This is a genomic window from Dyadobacter sediminis (assembly GCF_005860765.1).
In the GTDB taxonomy this organism is placed as follows: domain Bacteria; phylum Bacteroidota; class Bacteroidia; order Cytophagales; family Spirosomataceae; genus Dyadobacter; species Dyadobacter sediminis.
The window spans coordinates 37,191-54,660 of the sequence record NZ_VCEI01000029.1; the positions used below are offsets into that span (position 1 = coordinate 37,191).

General features: G+C 43.5%; 15 protein-coding genes. 12 read left to right on the forward strand and 3 right to left on the reverse strand.

The features are described 5' to 3' along the window. Nucleotides 1–3 precede the first annotated feature (3 nt). The 5 genes from FEM55_RS19660 to FEM55_RS19680 all read left to right on the forward strand — a co-directional run bounded on the left by FEM55_RS19660 (nt 4) and on the right by FEM55_RS19680 (nt 4,483). Nucleotides 4–1,143, forward strand: coding sequence for a cytochrome-c peroxidase (locus tag FEM55_RS19660; RefSeq protein WP_138283111.1), 1,140 nt, complete (start codon nt 4–6; stop codon nt 1,141–1,143). An 11-nt stretch (nt 1,144–1,154) separates the two neighbouring features. After that, a complete protein-coding gene (locus tag FEM55_RS19665; RefSeq protein WP_138283112.1) occupies nt 1,155–2,066 on the forward strand; it encodes a hypothetical protein in 912 nt (303 codons plus the stop codon). A gap of 108 nt (nt 2,067–2,174) precedes the next feature. Beyond that, nucleotides 2,175–2,504: a DUF6787 family protein gene (locus FEM55_RS19670; protein ID WP_138283113.1), complete on the forward strand. Its 330-nt coding sequence runs from the start codon at nt 2,175–2,177 to the stop codon at nt 2,502–2,504. 134 nt (nt 2,505–2,638) lie between these two features. Continuing rightward, nucleotides 2,639–3,961, forward strand: a complete 1,323-nt coding sequence (gene ffh / locus FEM55_RS19675; RefSeq protein ID WP_138283114.1) for a signal recognition particle protein — start codon at nt 2,639–2,641, stop codon at nt 3,959–3,961. Between the two features lie 36 nt (nt 3,962–3,997). Next, the gene (locus tag FEM55_RS19680) at nt 3,998–4,483 is read left to right on the forward strand and encodes a hypothetical protein (RefSeq protein WP_138283115.1); all 486 of its coding nucleotides are present in this window, start codon (nt 3,998–4,000) and stop codon (nt 4,481–4,483) included. A 138-nt stretch (nt 4,484–4,621) separates the two neighbouring features. On the opposite strand, the gene FEM55_RS19685 is transcribed toward FEM55_RS19680, so the two are convergent. Next, on the reverse strand, nt 4,622–5,287 hold the full coding sequence (locus FEM55_RS19685; protein WP_138283116.1) for a hypothetical protein: 666 nt from the start codon (nt 5,285–5,287) through the stop codon (nt 4,622–4,624). 103 nt (nt 5,288–5,390) lie between these two features. Here FEM55_RS19685 and FEM55_RS19690 point away from each other — a divergent pair, with 103 nt between their 5' ends. Then, entirely contained in the window at nt 5,391–6,848 is a 1,458-nt protein-coding gene (locus tag FEM55_RS19690) for an NADH-quinone oxidoreductase subunit N (RefSeq protein ID WP_138283117.1), read from the forward strand. 4 nt (nt 6,849–6,852) lie between these two features. Here the strand turns inward: FEM55_RS19690 and FEM55_RS19695 are convergent, their stop codons facing one another. Together FEM55_RS19695 and FEM55_RS19700 are read right to left on the reverse strand one after the other, a co-directional pair. Beyond that, entirely contained in the window at nt 6,853–7,716 is an 864-nt protein-coding gene (locus tag FEM55_RS19695; protein WP_138283118.1) for a TraB/GumN family protein, read from the reverse strand. Nucleotides 7,717–7,743: 27 nt separating this feature from the next. After that, entirely contained in the window at nt 7,744–9,342 is a 1,599-nt protein-coding gene (locus tag FEM55_RS19700; RefSeq protein WP_138283119.1) for a M28 family peptidase, read from the reverse strand. Nucleotides 9,343–9,770: 428 nt separating this feature from the next. Here FEM55_RS19700 and typA point away from each other — a divergent pair, with 428 nt between their 5' ends. The 6 genes from typA (at nt 9,771) to FEM55_RS19730 (ending at nt 17,322) form a co-directional block, all read left to right on the forward strand. Then, entirely contained in the window at nt 9,771–11,585 is a 1,815-nt protein-coding gene (typA, locus tag FEM55_RS19705) for a translational GTPase TypA (RefSeq protein ID WP_138283120.1), read from the forward strand. A 232-nt stretch (nt 11,586–11,817) separates the two neighbouring features. Next, nucleotides 11,818–13,497 carry a hypothetical protein gene (locus FEM55_RS19710; protein WP_138283121.1) on the forward strand — a complete coding sequence of 560 codons (1,680 nt, stop codon included), beginning with the start codon at nt 11,818–11,820 and terminating at the stop codon, nt 13,495–13,497. A gap of 350 nt (nt 13,498–13,847) precedes the next feature. Continuing rightward, nucleotides 13,848–15,122, forward strand: a complete 1,275-nt coding sequence (locus tag FEM55_RS19715) for a Glu/Leu/Phe/Val family dehydrogenase (RefSeq protein WP_138283122.1) — start codon at nt 13,848–13,850, stop codon at nt 15,120–15,122. A gap of 250 nt (nt 15,123–15,372) precedes the next feature. Then, complete coding sequence (locus tag FEM55_RS19720) at nt 15,373–16,464, forward strand: sensor histidine kinase (RefSeq protein ID WP_138283123.1); 1,092 nt, start codon at nt 15,373–15,375, stop codon at nt 16,462–16,464. A 29-nt stretch (nt 16,465–16,493) separates the two neighbouring features. Then, nucleotides 16,494–16,793: a Dabb family protein gene (locus FEM55_RS19725; RefSeq protein WP_138283124.1), complete on the forward strand. Its 300-nt coding sequence runs from the start codon at nt 16,494–16,496 to the stop codon at nt 16,791–16,793. Nucleotides 16,794–17,013: 220 nt separating this feature from the next. Next, the gene (locus tag FEM55_RS19730) at nt 17,014–17,322 is read left to right on the forward strand and encodes a hypothetical protein (RefSeq protein WP_138283125.1); all 309 of its coding nucleotides are present in this window, start codon (nt 17,014–17,016) and stop codon (nt 17,320–17,322) included. The last annotated feature ends 148 nt before the right edge of the window (nt 17,323–17,470 follow it).

A 17,470-nucleotide genomic window follows, 5' to 3' on the forward strand; every position in this document is an offset into this window, starting at 1 on the left:
ATAATGAAAAAAATATGCATGCTTTGCGGTGTGTTTCTGTTCCTTTCCGGATTGTTGAGTTCCTGTGAAAAAGGCACCGACAATCCGGAACCGGAGCCGGGCCCTGTAACAAATGAACCCGCTTCGCCTGAATGGAAAAAGCCTGAAAATTTTCCCGATCCGGTTTATGATCTGTCCAAGAATCCGCTGACCGAAGATGGCATTGAGCTGGGAAGATTTCTGTTTTACGACGGAATTCTGTCGCGTACGGATAAAATCGGCTGCGGTACCTGTCATCAGCAGCAGGCTGCCTTTACACATCACGGCCACGATATCAGCCATGGCGTGGACGATTTGCTGGGTACCCGCAATACGCCGGCAATCCAGAACCTGGCGTGGAATACTTCATTTTTCTGGGACGGAGGGGTTCATGATATGGACCTTGTTCCGCCTGTTCCGATGGAAAACCAAGTGGAAATGGGCGAAAAGATGGGGAATGTTATTGAAAAACTTAAAAAAACGCCTGTTGCCGGAGCTGCCAAGCAAGTGAATTATCCAAAAATGTTCAAAGCTGCGTTTGGTACGGAAGAAATTACGTCGGAACGGCTTGTAAAAGCTTTGTCCCAGTTTATGATGACGATGGTTTCTTCCAATTCACGCTATGATTATCATCTGAGAGGCGATGCGGCGGCATTGACGACGCAGGAAAAAGAAGGATTAACGCTTTTTCAGCAAAAATGCGCCTCCTGCCACAACGGAATACTTTTCACAGATGACAGCTTTCGAAACAATGGATTGATCCCGAACAAGATCAACGATCAGGGACGTTACGCAATTACACTGAATGAAGCGGACCGGCTCAAATTCAAGGTGCCGAGCCTGCGGAATGTGGGACTTACGGCTCCGTACATGCACGACGGACGCTTTAACACACTGCAGGAAGTTCTTGACCATTATGCCAATGACCAGAACAGCAGCAGCATTGACAGCATTTATGTTTCTTCCTCACTGGACCCGTTACTGAATATTACAGGCCAGAAACGCGGCATATCGCTTACTGCACAGCAAAAGAAATCCATTATTGCATTCCTGAAAACCCTGGATGACAAGCAATTTATTACGGACAAGCGCTTTTCGGATCCGGGAATCGGTACTTCATTCTAACCTGAGCTGAAATGAAATTCAAATATATTTTTTTCCTATTTTCCCTGTTGCTTATTTCCCGTTCGTCGTTTGCCTGCGATGCATGCGGCTGCTCAAACAGCGGTTCGTATTTCGGGCTTATGCCTCAGTCCAACAAATCGCTGCTTGGCATCCGGTATTCGCAGCTGAACTTTACAACGCATCCGGAAAGCCATGTACTTAAGACGCAGGAAACATTTAATGTTACAGAAATTTACGCGCGTTTTTTTCCTGTAAAGCGTGTTCAGGTCATGGCGTTCCTGCCGTACCGCTTTGCCCGGCAAGTGACAACTTCCGAAACAAAAAAACAAAATGGACTCAGTGACGCCACAATCCTGATGAATTACAATGTCATCAACACGTTCATGGATACAGAAACTGCCTCTGATTTCACGCATACGCTTTTGATCGGGGGCGGAGTCAAGCTTCCTACCGGAAAATTCCGTTATGATGAAAATCTGCTGACCGAAGTAGCCAATGCCAATTTCCAGTCCGGAACGGGAAGCACTGATTTTATCCTGAATGCATTTTACACGGTCAACAAAGGGCCATGGGGACTTTCCATGAATGTCTCCAGAAAGTTCAACACGACCAATTCGGAAAATTATCGTTTCGGAAATCAGCTTTACGGAACCGTTGATCTTTACCGGTCTTTTGAACTTGGAAAAATCAGTGTGACGCCGAACGTTGGCCTTTATAGTGAAAAATCGGAACTGGGAACCAGAGACGGCAAAAAAGTACTGGAAACAGGCGGTACCATGCTGAACGGCACCATCGGAGTTACCCTTTTCGCAAACCGGTGGACACTTGGAGTCAGCGTACAAAAACCTTTGGCGCAGGATCTTTCCGCCGGTTTTGTGCAGGCTCATTCCAGAGGCCTGGTCCAGGTCGGATGGCTGTTTTAAGATTTAATGCTTTCCATTTTCCGCAATGATTAAACGTTCATTAAAATCAAGGAAAATTGGAGGATGCATTGTTTCTTTGTAAAAATTTAAAAGTTGCCGGTTAATTATATGCAAAGCGGAGAAAAAAATGCGCAGCCCTGGTTGGGTAAAATGCAGGAAAAATGGGGATTGGAAACAACCAGGCAAGTGCTGCTGGTACTGGCAGTCTTCAGTTTGTCAGGCTCTTCCGTTGTATGGCTCAGAAAAGGTCTTTTTTACCTGCTTGGCTATGACGAAACAACCCCGATGTGGCTGAAAACCATTACGTATATTCTGTTTATTTTTCCTACATACCAAAGTCTTTTGTTGTTGTACGGATTTTTACTGGGCCAGTTTTCCTTCTTCTGGGAAAAGGAAAAGAAAATGTTCCGCTGGATAAAAGCCAAATTCAGCAAGTAAACAGGCATTTACAGAATCATACTTCATAGTGAATAATTGCAGGAGTACGGGATACAACTTTCCTGTACTCCTTATTTTATTTATACCTTTGTAAATTATTTTTAATTCAGGTTCAGAATCATACATATCATTCCATGTTTGAAAACTTACAGGACAAACTAAATAACGCCTTTCGCACACTAAAAGGAAAGGACAGGATTTCAGATATAAATGTTGCCGCCACGACCAAGGAAGTACGTAAAGCACTTGTCGATGCCGACGTAAACTTTAAAGTTGCCAAGGAAATTACAGACCGGATCAGGGAAAAAGCACTGGATCGCAAAATTCTGATTTCGGTAGAACCCGGTCAGATGTTCGTCAAAATCGTTCAGGAAGAACTGACTGAACTGATGGGCGGCCAGGCCGAAGGAATCAACATCAAAGGCGATCCAGCGGTGATTCTGATTGCCGGTCTGCAGGGTTCGGGTAAAACGACTTTTTCAGGAAAACTTGCCGCCTTGCTGAAAAAGCAGGGAAGACAGGTTTTGTTGACAGCCTGCGACGTGTACCGCCCGGCTGCGATAGATCAGCTTAAAGTGCTCGGCGAGCAGGTCGGCGTGGAAGTCTATTCCGAACCGGAAAACAAAAATGCCGTCAGCATTGCGCAGAATGCCGTCGCTTACGCAAGAAAAATCGGAAAAAAGATCGTGATCGTCGATACAGCCGGACGTCTGGCTGTAGATGAGGTCATGATGCAGGAAGTTCAGGATATAAAAACAACCGTAAGACCTTCCGAGATTCTGTTTGTCGTGGATTCCATGACCGGACAGGATGCGGTAAATACGGCGAAGACTTTTAATGAAAGACTGAACTTTGACGGTGTTGTACTCACCAAGCTGGATGGCGATTCACGCGGCGGTGCTGCGCTTTCCATTCGTCAGGTTGTTGAAAAACCGATCAAATACATCAGTACCGGTGAAAAAATGGAGGCGCTTGACTCCTTTTATCCGGATCGTATGGCCAGCAGGATTCTGGGTATGGGTGACGTTATATCGCTCGTTGAACGCGCGCAGCAGGCGTTTGACGAAGATGAAGCCAAGCGCATCAATGCCAAAATGCGTCAGAACAAATTCGATTTTGACGACTTTTTAGGTCAGCTTCAGCAAATCAAGAAAATGGGTAATGTAAAAGACCTGATCGGAATGATTCCGGGAATGGGAAATGCAATGAAAGATCTGGATATTGATAATGAATCTTTCAAGCCCATTGAAGCAATTATTCAGTCGATGACCAAAAAGGAAAGAGAAAATCCGGATATCATTGACGGAAGCCGCAAGAAAAGAATTGCAAACGGCAGCGGAACAACCATTTTACAAGTCAATAATCTGATCAAGCAGTTTGATGAGATGCGGAAAATGATGAAAAAAATGAATACCATGCAGGCAGCCGGCAAATTAGGCAAAGCTTTGCGCCGCTGATTTCACCAACACATCACACACTATTGATTCAGGTTCATGAAAAGATTCATTCCGATTTTTGCCTTAACGCTGTTGTGCAGCCATGGAAAACTTATGGCGCAATCGTCTGTCGGTTATTATCCGTGGAGTAGCTTGCTTACAGTCAGTACAAATCCTAAAAGAACGCTCTGGCTGGATACAAGATTTCAGACCAATTCGCTTTTCAGCAGTTTGAGCGTGGATATTCTGCCCATGTACAATTTCAAAAGAACCGAAGTGGTGCAATGGTATGCGGGCGGCGGGTTGCGTTTGAATCCTTTGTACCGGATTTCGGATTCCAATGCGGATCTGATTACTATTGACGGTTACTCCATAAATGTAGGCGTCAGAATTGCTCCGATTCCGCAAAACAGACAAATTCAGCTTGCGCTCGAACTGAATCCATATGTAAAAGACAAATTTGACAGCGGTGTTCTTAAAAGTCACTTTGGCGTCATTTATGCTTTTAGTAAAAAGAAGAAAAAAGAAACTTCACAACCCTAGTTTCTGATTTTGATATAAATAAAAACGCTCTTGAATCCGGTTATTCGCCGTTTGTTCAAGAGCATTTTTATTTTATCCGTATAAAACTGCTTTTTTGTAATAGCTAATGGCCTATCGCTAACAGCTCAAAAAACAAATTCAGTTTCCTCCGCGGCCTGCTTTGTACGAATCATATTCTTCAAGCAACGTAATCAGATCATCGTCTCCGCCAAATTCCAGCTGCTGTTCCTTGATGACGTAATTCAACTTGTTCTTTTCATCCGTAAGCAATTTTAAAAAGCTGTTTTTATCCGCAAGTTTTACCGGGTTCAGCTTTTCGTTTTTCAAAATATACAATCGGGCACCTTCATCCATTTCGCGGGTTGCACTTGCTTTTTCCACAGCAATGGGGTTTGTATATTTTTTCAGAAGCTTGGTATTTCCGTCGTATAGCACCCGGTAAAAACTTTTGTTTGCATAACCATCTACGTCCGGGAAACCGCTTTTAAAAGTATAAAGGTCTGAACCCGTCATAATCGAAAATTCCGTAATTCCACCCGGAATCCGGAACAAGTTTGCTCCTGATTTGTATTCCACTTCATCTTTTTCAAGATCGTACCGAAGCATCAAACCGTCGTGAACCTGATCGTCGCTTGTTCTCACCATTCCTGAATACCAGTCTTTAAACAAATAAGGAATATTCCGGCCATTTGCATTGGCAGTTTCCTGAAACGGAATTCCGGCAAGTCCTGTAGAATCCTGCGCTATGGCTGCATTCCAGCACGACATACAGAGCAACAAGAAAATTCTTAGGGAATATTCCATGATTTAATAAAGTTAATTTGATAAGTTCGGATCCGGAGAATCGCAGCATTTAGATTCCCTACCATCTTTGTGTACTTTTGCCAAAAAAATTGTACCCGTTCCATTGGACATCAATCAGCAGCTCATACAAATACGACAAAGTCTGGGAGGAATTGCTCCCGAACTGTTCCTGGCCATTTTCTTTTGCCTTTTCCTGTTTGCCGAGCTTGTTTTCATGCGCTTGCCAAAGAAAGAAAAAGCTTCGCTATACCTCCAGAATGTAGCACTTACGGGCAGCATCGTAACACTTTTGCTTGTTTTGGGCCAATGGAACGAAGAACCCTCCTATCGTTTTCAGCCTTTGCTCTTTCTGGACCGGCAGGCTGTATTTTTCAAGATTATGATTACGCTTTCCTGGATTTTTACATTGATTCATGTAAGGGTTCTGAAGTATGATTTCCCGCCCGAATTCAACGCATTGCTGATTGCAGCCGTTGCAGGACTGAATTTGCTGAGCATGTCCACGCATTTTCTGACCATTTATCTTTCGCTGGAACTGATTTCCATAAGTTCTTACCTGCTCGTTGCCATTTCGCCTTATAAAAAAGCGGCCGAAGGCGGAATCAAGTATTTGCTTTTTGGTTCAGTAAGTTCAGCAGTAATGCTTTACGGAATTTCATTGATTTACGGGCTTACCGGAACCCTGGATATTACAAGCGATGCCATGACCGCCGGGCTGAACAATAATGCGGAGCTGGTGATAACGGTTACCATTGTACTGACACTTGCCGGGCTCTTGTTCAAGCTTTCGCTCGTTCCGTTTCACGTCTGGACGCCGGATATTTATGAAGCCGCGCCTACACCGCTTGTTTCCTTTTTATCCGTTGCGCCAAAAGCAGCCGTTATTCTGGTTTTGATGCGGCTTGCTGCTATTTTGCCGGCTTCTTACTTTTCTATTTTGGGTGGCATTGCCCTAATCAGCATGACAATCGGGAATGTTGCGGCATTATGGCAGTCCAATGCACGGCGATTGCTTGCGTATTCTTCCATTGCGCAGGCCGGATATCTTCTTGTAGGCATTGCAGCTTACAGCAGGTTCGGGTTTGAAACAGCCGTTTTTTATACTGCTGCTTACCTTTTCATCAATCTTGCCGCCTTTTTTGTCCTCGATCTTCTACGTCCGCAAAATAACACGGATATGAAGGCATACGAAGGGCTTGGACGGAAACATGTCTGGATTTCAGGAATTCTAACGGTTGTGATGATTGCTCTCGCCGGGCTTCCTCCGACAGTCGGTTTTACTTCCAAACTGTTTATTTTTTCGGCACTCTGGGAAAGTTACCGCCAGCAGGAATTTTCCTGGATGCTATGGCTAATGGTCGGCGGGATTTTGAATGCGGCCATTTCCCTTGCCTATTATCTTAAACTTCCTTATCTGCTGTTTTTCAAAAAAGATATTCAGGAAACGGATGATGTCAACAACCGTTTTTCAGGAAAAGTCATCGCAGGAATTTTGCTGGGTGTTATACTGCTGCTGTTTTTCAAGCCTGAAATGCTGATGAATTGGATTTCATCTTTCTGAGTTGTTATTTCAGAACCGGCCGGACTTTGTAACCTGCTTTCCGAAGCAGGGCAATTACGCCGCTTTCTCCACCCAGATGCGCTGCTCCGACTGCAAAAAACGTCGGTTTTTCTGCCATTTTGCTTTTGATCTTCGGGATCCATTTCCTGTTCCGATCCTGAAGAAGCAATTCTTCACTTCCGCTAAGATCAAAATGGCTGTTTGTCGTCATTGTATAAAGCGCATTGATTTTTTCCGATTTATACAAATTCACCAAATCCCTGAATTCCTTTCTGGCAGCAGGAAGGTTGTCAATCATAGCTAAAACCATTTTAGCCTGATCCTTGTAAGGAATCGAATCAAAAAGTGCCATTTGCTCTTCCACGGTTTCCAGCCCGACTACTTCCGACTGCTGCTTGCCCGCAAGCTCCACAAACGCCGTTTCATACGACTGCGGCTGACAGGCCAGCACGGAATTAAAAAGAGATCCCATCAGAATAAAGGGCTTTGCTTTTTCAAACATTGCCAGCCCTACTCCGACGGAATCTCTGTAAAACTGATCCAGTCTGGCGTAATCAGATTCAGAAACCAGTTTTTTCAATTCATTCCCGTCCGTCATATTCATGGTTTTCATCATCGCCATCATCATGCCGGGATCGTCCATATCCATTTCCAGTGCAATCTGCTGCGTTCTTGCCACTGCTGCTTTTACCGAATCATTGAGTAAAAAGTCTGCCGGACAAATTAAATGGATCGTTCCGAACAGATAAGAAGGCTTTTTCTGGTCCGGAGCGGAAATTTCCCAGAGCAAGGCATTCTCTTTCGGAGCCTGTGCGCTGGAAAAAACAGCGTACAGGCAAAAAGCAAAACCTAAAAGTATTCTTTTCATAGTTGGAACGACCCGATATAATTATGGTTACTCTTTGTTGCTGTCTACAACGATGCGCTCATCACGGTTTGCCAGTTCCCAGGCCGTGTAAAAAACCAGTTTTACAATTTCCGCCTGTTTGTCAAACATGATTTTCTCCACGTCATCGCCGGGTTTGTGATAATCTTCATGCACGCCGGTGAAGTAGAAAATGACCGGAACGCCCATCTTTGCAAAATTGTAATGATCGGAACGGTAGTAAAACCGGTTCGGATCTTTGGCATCGTTAAAGGTATAATCCAGCTTGTAATTGATATACTTTTTGTTCGCATCCTCGCTGATTGCATGCAAAGTTGAAGACAATTTGTCCGAACCGATAAGATAGACGTATTTCGGATCATTTTTATGAGCTTCGTCCACACGTCCGATCATGTCAATATTCAGGTCGGCAATCGTATTTTTCAACGGAAGCAGCGGGTTTTCAGAATAATATTCCGAACCGAACAATCCTTTTTCTTCTCCGGTCACATTCAGAAAAAGAATGCTTCTTCTCGGGCCTTTTCCGGCCGCTTTTGCCTTACTGAACGCCTCGGCGAGTTCCAGAAGCGATACCGTTCCCGATCCGTCATCATCTGCACCGTTATTGATCTCGCCATTTGGTGAAATCCCGATATGATCCAGGTGCGCGCTGATCACAAGCACTTCATCTTTTTTATCGGAACCTTCCATAAAAGCGGCTACATTTTCCGTCTCAATCGTTTCGCTTACCCTTTCCGCTTTCAGAGAAACGTTTCCGGTCAGGTTTTTTGCCGCCGGCTTTCCTGATTTACCGAGTGCGGTTTTACTTTTCAAAAGTGCTGCTGCCGAAGTTTTAAGAATGGACGCCGCCATTTCCGGCGAAATCACAAAAGCAGCCATATTGGTCAGGCTTTCCTCAACCGGCTTCAATGTCGGGGCGCTGAACCTGCGGGACATTACCGCACGCTGACGAATTTCCTTGTCGAGGTCTTCGCCGGTTTTATCCGTAACGATAAAGACAAATCTTGCACCTTTCGCGATTGCCAGTTTTACTTTGGGCTGCCACGAAACAGGCCCGCTCCATTTGGATTTCTCACCGCTTCCGCTCAGCAAAAACTTTCCGCTTCCGCTTCCGGATTCAGGCTCGCCGTCAAACAGGATTACGGATTTATCCTTGACATCCAGATTGGCATAATCATTATAGGAAGATTCTTCTATGCCGTAGCCCGCCGTTACAACAGGCGTATTTACTTCTTCGGGAATGCTTACAAGTCCGTTCAGATAAAAATCCTTGTTGAACTCGTATTTTCTGCCGTTTACTTTCACATAAACTTCTCCCCAGGCACGCTTGTACAAATTGTACTTCTGCAGATATGACTTGGAGCCGTCGGAAGCAGGCGCAATCGGCGTGGTTCCATATGCTTTATAAAACCCGGAAACGTATTCAGCGGCCTTTTTTTGTCCCGGCGATCCGGTATCGCGACCTTCGAGGCTGTCGGAGGCTATAATTACCAAATGTTTTTTCAGGTCTTCCGGTGTAATACTTTTGGCAAATTCAGACGCATCATCCTGCGCATTTGCCAAAGTTGCAACGGACAGGAACATTCCTGCCATTAAATTCTTGTTCATATTGAAGTAGGTAAAATGCAATGCGTGCAAAGAAACTAAACGGCAAAGCCATTGCAAAATGTACAAGCTGATAATACTCCGTGCAATAACAATTTGCAGTAAACGGAAAAAGGTAATGATTCACAAGCATTGAAAATGCCGATCTGTAAACAACAGGTTTCTCCTGCTGAAATCAACACTTTACCATTCAAACAGCAAATAGCATCCTTCAAATAAATTAAATAACTTTTTGCACTTCTCTCAGTACAATCCGCCGTTTTCAGCAGTTAACAATAAATTAATTGTAAATTACTGTTATTCAGCGAAAAATATGCGTACATTTGCACCCTATTTGACAAAAGTTTCGTCAATAAACTAAGCACAACGGTTTTCAGAAGGTAAAAGCATATTTGCAGACTGCAGGCCGTAAACAATTGATATCTAAAACAATGCAAGCCATTCGTAACATCGCAATTATTGCGCACGTTGACCACGGTAAAACTACATTGGTTGACAAAATCATTCACGCGTCAAAGCTATTTCGTGAAAATCAGGAATTTGATGATCTTATTCTTGACAACAACGATCTGGAACGCGAGCGTGGAATCACAATTGTTTCTAAGAACGTATCGGTGCGTTACAAAGATGTTAAAATCAATGTAATTGATACGCCGGGTCACGCAGACTTTGGCGGTGAAGTGGAACGCGTACTTAAAATGGCGGATGGTGTTTTGTTGCTTGTGGATGCATTTGAAGGCCCAATGCCCCAGACACGTTTCGTTTTAGGAAAAGCCATTGGTCTGGGACTGAAACCGATTGTGGTTGTAAACAAGGTAGATAAAGAAAATTGCCGCCCGGAAGAAGTTCAGGAAAGTGTTTTTGACCTGATGTTCAACCTCGGCGCTACTGAAGATCAGCTTGATTTCGTTACCGTTTACGGTTCCTCCAAACAAGGATGGATGGGTCCTGACTGGCAGAAACCAACAGATAACATTACTTATTTGCTGGATACGATTATTGAATCCATCCCGGCTCCGGTAATTGACGAAGGTACCCTGCAAATGCAGATTACATCCCTGGATTACAATGCTTTTGTAGGCCGTATTGCAATCGGTCGCGTAAAAAGAGGATCTATAAAGGAAGGTGCCACGCTTTCACTATGCAAGGCAGACGGCGTTATCAAAAAAGTGAAAGTAAAAGAACTTCAGACTTTTGAAGGTCTTGGAAGAGTGAAAGTTTCGGAAGTATCTGCCGGAGATATTTGTGCAGTAACAGGAATAGAAGATTTTGAAATCGGAGATACACTTGCCGATCTTGAAAATCCGGAGCCGATTGCACGTATTGCCGTGGATGAGCCGACGATGAACATGCTTTTCACAATCAATAATTCTCCGTTTTTCGGTAAAGAAGGCAAGTTTGTTACATCACGCCACCTTCGTGACCGCCTGATGAAAGAAACTGAAAAAAATCTTGCACTGCGTGTGGAACCAACCGATACTGAGGATAAATTCCTTGTTTTCGGACGCGGTATTCTTCACTTGTCTGTTTTGATTGAAACGATGCGCCGTGAAGGTTATGAATTGCAGTTAGGTCAGCCTCAGGTTTTATTTAAGGAAAATGAAAAAGGAGAGCGTCTGGAACCGATTGAAACACTTGTCGTGGATGTTCCGGAATCAACTGCAGGTAAAGTAATTGAACTGGCAACGCAGCGTAAAGGCGAATTGCTGATTATGGAACCAAAAGGTGATCTTCAGCACCTGGAATTTGAAATTCCTTCAAGAGGCCTGATCGGACTTCGTTCCAACGTTTTGACAGCAACACAAGGTGAAGCCGTTATGACACACCGTTTTAAAAGTTTTGAAACATTCCGCGGACCTATTCCTGGCCGTTTGAGCGGTTCGATCATTTCTAAAAACACAGGCCCTGCAACTGGTTATACTATTGACAAATTGCAGGATCGCGGACGTTTCTTTGTGGAGCCCGGTGAAGAAATTTACGGAGGTCAGGTAATCGGTGAGCATAACCGTCCTAATGACATTGTTGTGAACCTTCAGGAAGCTAAGAAACTGACCAACATGCGTGCGTCAGGTTCTGATGACGGACTGAGAATCGCTCCGAAAATCAATTTTTCGCTGGAAGAATCCATGGAGTACATCCAAAAAGACGAATATCTGGAAGTAACTCCAAACAGCATCCGCATGCGGAAAATATATCTTGAAGAAAACGATCGCAAAAGATTCGGAGCCAAAATGGAAATGGCATAATCTGAATTCCAGATCCAATCATACAGAAAGAAAGCACAAACGTGCAGTTACAGTCGGAAGAGAAATCTTCCGACTTTTTTGTTTTTAACAGGATTCAATGGCCTTTTCACGCTCAGTAAACAATCATTTTCCCACTTGATAATTCATACACACCGATAGAACATTACAGCATGTACATTGGTACATGGCATCCCTGTAACGGGCTAAATTGCATTGTACCAGTTCTTAATCCATGCGTCTTGCCCGTTACTTTTCACTCATTACATGCACCTGCATCGTCTGCTTCTACTTTTATCTAATCATTCAAAATACAGTTGATATCCCGAATGGAGATGACTTGTATTGCCTTCTTCTATTTACACAAAAGTTTAAAGACGCAAACAACCCGGAAGAATGTTTCAGGTTATTATTTGAACAATGGGTGGAGCACCGGATTGTATATTCCCGATTTACGGCACTGGTTTCATACTGGATACACGGTGCTGTCAATTTTAAATCCATCGCCTTGATCGGCAACTGCTCTTTACTGGGAGTCACTTTCTTGTTTTACAAGCTGCTACGTAACATGCAGTTATCCGTGTCTTACCTGATACCTGCTGTTTTGACCCTTTTCAGCCCGGTAATGTATGAAGGCAATTTGTGGGCAGGAGCAAGCACGGTATACATGCCGGTTTGCCTTATGGGTATATTATCCATATTTCTCCTGACAATTCCCTCTCATATTGCTTTTACTTTGGCAATATTGACTGCTGTTCTTGCAACGTATTCATTTGGAAACGGAATGTTTGTGTTTGTGGCCGGTGTTATTGTCCTTTTTAAATCGGGAAAGACCAAATATGCAACCATCTGGATCATTGCCGGTTTTGCAGCTGCCGCTTTCTATTTCAGAAATTTCAAAATGTACAGTGCCACAAATGCTTTCGGCTGGACTGCGCATTTTAAACACCCTATCTATCTGTTTAACAACTTCTTTGCATTTGTCGGAGGCACGTTTAATTATATTGAAAATGTCAATGGCCCGGTCGAGTATCAGAATTTCCCTGCACTTCTTGCCGGCATCATTCTGACAGCAGTTTTGATATGGGGCATCATAAAAACCATGTTTATCAAGGCAGAACCGGTTCAGGTAACTTGGGCGGGAATGGCGGTTTTCATTGTGATTACTTCTACTGTAATCGCCTTTTCACGGACACATTTAGAGCAAATGACAACCATTTCCAGCAGATATAAAATTTACTCGATGGTTGCCTTTTTACTGGTATATCTTTGGTGCCTGATTTATTATGATAAAAGAAAAACCGTTGCAGCCGTTTTTACAGGAGCAAGTGCGGTACTGCTGTTATTCAACTATTACGTTTATTATGAGAAGTTTGTCGATTATCAATGCCACAGTCTGGCTGGTCTCTACAATTATAATAATAACGGAAAATGGATTATTTACAGCAAAACTGCATACTTTGAAAAAGCAAGCAAGTTTGTCAGTGATACCATAAAAATAAATCCGGAGCCGGTTTTTAGTTTTCATCCGATTTTCCCGGAACTGACCCATCGGGCGATCTATTCAGCCAGAACACTGGAAAACATGGAAATCATTGACAATACCGATTCCGGCAGCAAGCTTAGAAAAAGCATTTCGTTTAAAACAAACGAGTACCCTTCAACTCCTAATCAGCCAAAAGGAATATATTTGGTAACTTACAATGAGAAGAATATCTTTTTATTTGCTGCAAGTCCTTTGAAAAATGGAAGGCTGAATATGATCAGGCAACTGAAGTATTTTAAAAACGGCTTTTACGCCGAAGAAGACATGTTTGATTTTATTCAAAAAGGAGAGGTTTACAAGTTTGCTGTATTCTGCCCGGGTGAAAAGGAACATGTTCGGTTAATCAATTATCAAATCACAGGCAAGTAATATCTTAATGCTCCAAAATGCCTTTTCAGTCTTGGCTGACTAACTTCCGGATTGACGATGAATCTTGAAACTGCACATGCATTTCATAAAAGTATTCCCGGTAAAAGCACACGTTGCCATATTTCATAAATACGGAAAAACCAAAAGGCAAATTTGGTATAAAGAAGGCCGCACGATAGTTCATTTCAAACAAACAGGAAAATAACAAACAATCTTTACTACCTGCAATTTTATACTATTCCAAGATATTTTAGTTTTCTGTTATAATAAAATCAAATAGCGTAAGTTTGTGTTAAAGAATAGAAGTTATTCATTAACATACTAATTATCAGTAATTTTAAGTAAGCACAATGTCGTATATAGAACCTGCTCCGATTAAAGATAAAGAGAATCCGCTGGAGTCCATGATGCAGCGATTTGATAAAGCCGTTGATCTTCTGGGAATTTCAGAAGAAATGTACCATATTTTGAAAGTACCCCGCAAGCAGGTGATTGTCGGATTGCCGGTAACCATGGATTCCGGAGAGATCAAGACTTTCGAGGGCTACCGCGTCATTCATTCCACTATTCTCGGCCCGAGCAAAGGCGGCATCCGCTTCGATCCGGACGTAAACCTGGACGAAGTAAGAGCACTTGCCGCCTGGATGACATGGAAATGTGCCGTTGTTGATATTCCATACGGAGGCGCAAAAGGAGGCGTCGCATGTAATCCGCGCGAAATGTCGGCAGGTGAAATGGAAAGGTTAATGCGGGCTTACACTACTGCATTGCTGGATGTATTTGGCCCTGATCAGGATATTCCTGCACCGGATATGGGAACAGGCCCGCGTGAAATGGCCTGGTTAATGGATGAATATTCCAAGTCGAAAGGCATGACGGTGCCCGCAGTGGTTACCGGAAAGCCACTGGTACTTGGCGGTTCGCTGGGCCGCACGGAAGCAACGGGACGCGGTGTAATGGTGTCGGCGCTTGCGGGTATGGAAAAGTTACGCATCAATCCCTATCGTGCGACGGCGGCAGTTCAGGGTTTTGGAAATGTGGGCTCGTACGCAGCTTTGCTTTTGCGTGAGCGTGGTGTTGCCATTCATGCGATCAGTGACATTTCAGGTGCCTATTACAATGACAAAGGAATTGATGTAGCGGATGCCGTGGCGTATCGCAGCAGTAACAACGGTTCGCTGGAAGGTTATCCGGGTGCAGAACAGATTCCGGGCGACGATCTGCTTACTTTACCCGTAGACGTGCTGGTTCCTGCCGCCAAAGAAGACGTAATTACGCGAAAAAATGTGTCGGGCATTCAGGCCAAAATGATCGTGGAAGGTGCAAATGGCCCTACTTCTTTTAAAGCCGACGATATTATCAATGAAAAAGGGATTATGGTCGTACCAGATATTCTGGCCAATGCCGGCGGTGTTACCGTTTCCTATTTCGAATGGGTTCAGAACCGCATTGGTTACAAATGGACACTGGAACGGATCAACCGCCGTACAGACCGGATTATGAAAGATTCTTTTGACAAGGTTTATGAAACATCATTGAAATACAAGGTTTCACTTCGCATTGCAGCATACATTGTTGCCATTGACAAAGTATCAAGCACATACAAATACCGCGGAGGATTCTAGAAATTCATCAGCAGATTACAGGCCGTTTTCTCCGGAAAGCGGCTTTTTTTGTTTCCTGGCATGATATGGCTGCATTTTGAATGGTATCATAAATTTAATAATTGAACAATGGCCTGTAAAAAGCACTTTCCTGATAACAGATTATTAACTTTAATACTTTAAAGAATTTGCCTCCGTGATCCAGGCTTTACCGGATGTTAACTACGTTTCGCCGGAAGCAAATTAATCAAGGTCTTTTACAGTTATAACCATGTCATTAAGTCCGCGCTTCATAGCAGTCATTCTCGCCTTTCTGATCTCACTTCTGACAACCACTTTTCTGGCATTTGTAGACGGGGTTTCGAGAGGGATGCTTTTTGTGACGGCTATTTCCTCGTTTGTCACTTCTTTTTTTCTGGTTCTTTACACCGTGGATATTCTGGTTTTTCGGGAAGTAAACAAGATGTACCGCACGATTCAGAAGCTTAAAATGAGGGATTTCAACATTGCGCCACGAAAGAAGCTGATTCAGGAATCCAATCCGCTCAGGACGATCAATGATGAAATTTTTGTTTACGTTACCAAAAAACAGAAAGAAATCGATGAGCTGAAAAAGCTCGAACTTTTTCGCAGAGAGTTCCTCGCGGATGTTTCCCATGAATTCAAAACGCCGATTTTTGCAGCGCAGGGCTTTATCCATACCCTTCTTGACGGAGCCATGGAAGATGAAAATGTACGCGAACGCTTTCTTCTGAAAGCGGCAAAAAACCTGGACAGCCTGGATATTCTGGTTAAAGACCTGCTTGTACTTTCTCAGATGGAAACGGGAGACATTAAAATGAATTTCCTTCCGATGGATATCCGGTTACTTACATCCAATGTTTATGGCCGTCTGGAAAATATTGCAGCAGACCGCAACATTGCATTGAAGATCAAACCGGATAATATGCCAGAAGTATGGGTTAAAGCCGATCCCGACCGGATGGAACAAGTCATGCTCAACCTGATTGAAAACGCGATCAAATACGGCAATGAAAATGGAAAAGTCATTGTACATTTTAATGAAGGCAAAAAATACATTGAAGTTGCCATTCGCGACAATGGCCCGGGTATTTCTCCCGAACACTTAAACCGTATCTTTGAAAGGTTTTACCGTGTGGATAAAAGCCGTTCCAAGGAAATCGGCGGAACGGGTCTGGGATTGGCCATTGTAAAACACATCCTGAATGCACACGGCACCAAAATCGCCGTCATGTCCAAGCCTGAAAAAGGAACCACATTTTCCTTCAAGCTGGAAAAAGCTTCCGTAGAATCGACGGATGCGGATGATCAGGAAATCATTTTAGCAGAATCAAATTCTTAATCAATTGTATAACTAATAATTAAAATTCCATGTTTGTTCACAACGTATTTTTTTGGCTGAAAGAAAAAGATAATGAAGAAGCAAGAAAAGCGCTTCATGCAGGTATAAAATCGCTGGAAGCCATTGAATCCATTGAATCGGTATATATTGGTACGCCTGCTTCCACACGCCGGCCGGTTATTGACGCAACCTATGATTTTGCCGAGATACTTGTATTTGCCGATGAAGCCGCACATGATGTTTATCAGGTTCATCCGCTGCATAAGAAATTTGTTGAAGACTGCGCCCATCTTTGGGAACGTGTTGTGATTTACGACGTCGAGGCCTGATTTTACAACAATTGTTAACAAGTTATCCACACTAATTTTGTGGATAACTTGTTAACAACATTACAATCCACTTAATATCAGTATTTTATCTGCATATTACAACTAATCCACACTGTGGATAACTCCATTTCCGACTGCTCCTGTTGTTATTTACAGCCTTTATAAAGGCACTATTTCCGTTTCGCTTCCGTTTTATCAACAGTATAAAACAACGAGTGCCATGAGAAAAAACAGAATCATACTGTCCGTTATCATGACAGTTATTGCAGCAATCAGCATTTCATCCTGTACATACAGATCGTACAATCCGGGATATGATTACGGGTATCGCTACGGGTATGGTTACCGATATCCGGCTCCTCCGCCACCGCCGCGAAGAGTGATCGTAAAACATTCGCCGCCGCCAAGGGTTGTTCATGCGGAACGTCACAGATCCAGCCGTCAGTATGACAGGAATTACAGACGTCAGTATAACCGTGGAAACCAGTATGGACGCAATTCTGCCCGTACCCACGGCCCGAGAAGATAAGATTTCAAGTTAAAAAGAAGGAAAGCCGCCAGGTTGAAAAGTTCAGCCTGGCGGCTTTTGCTTTTCTGAATAATTACGGCAACAGCAAAATCCGCATAAATCATTCAAGTCTTCTTTCAGCAGATTCAGCTGTTTCCTTTTCGGTACA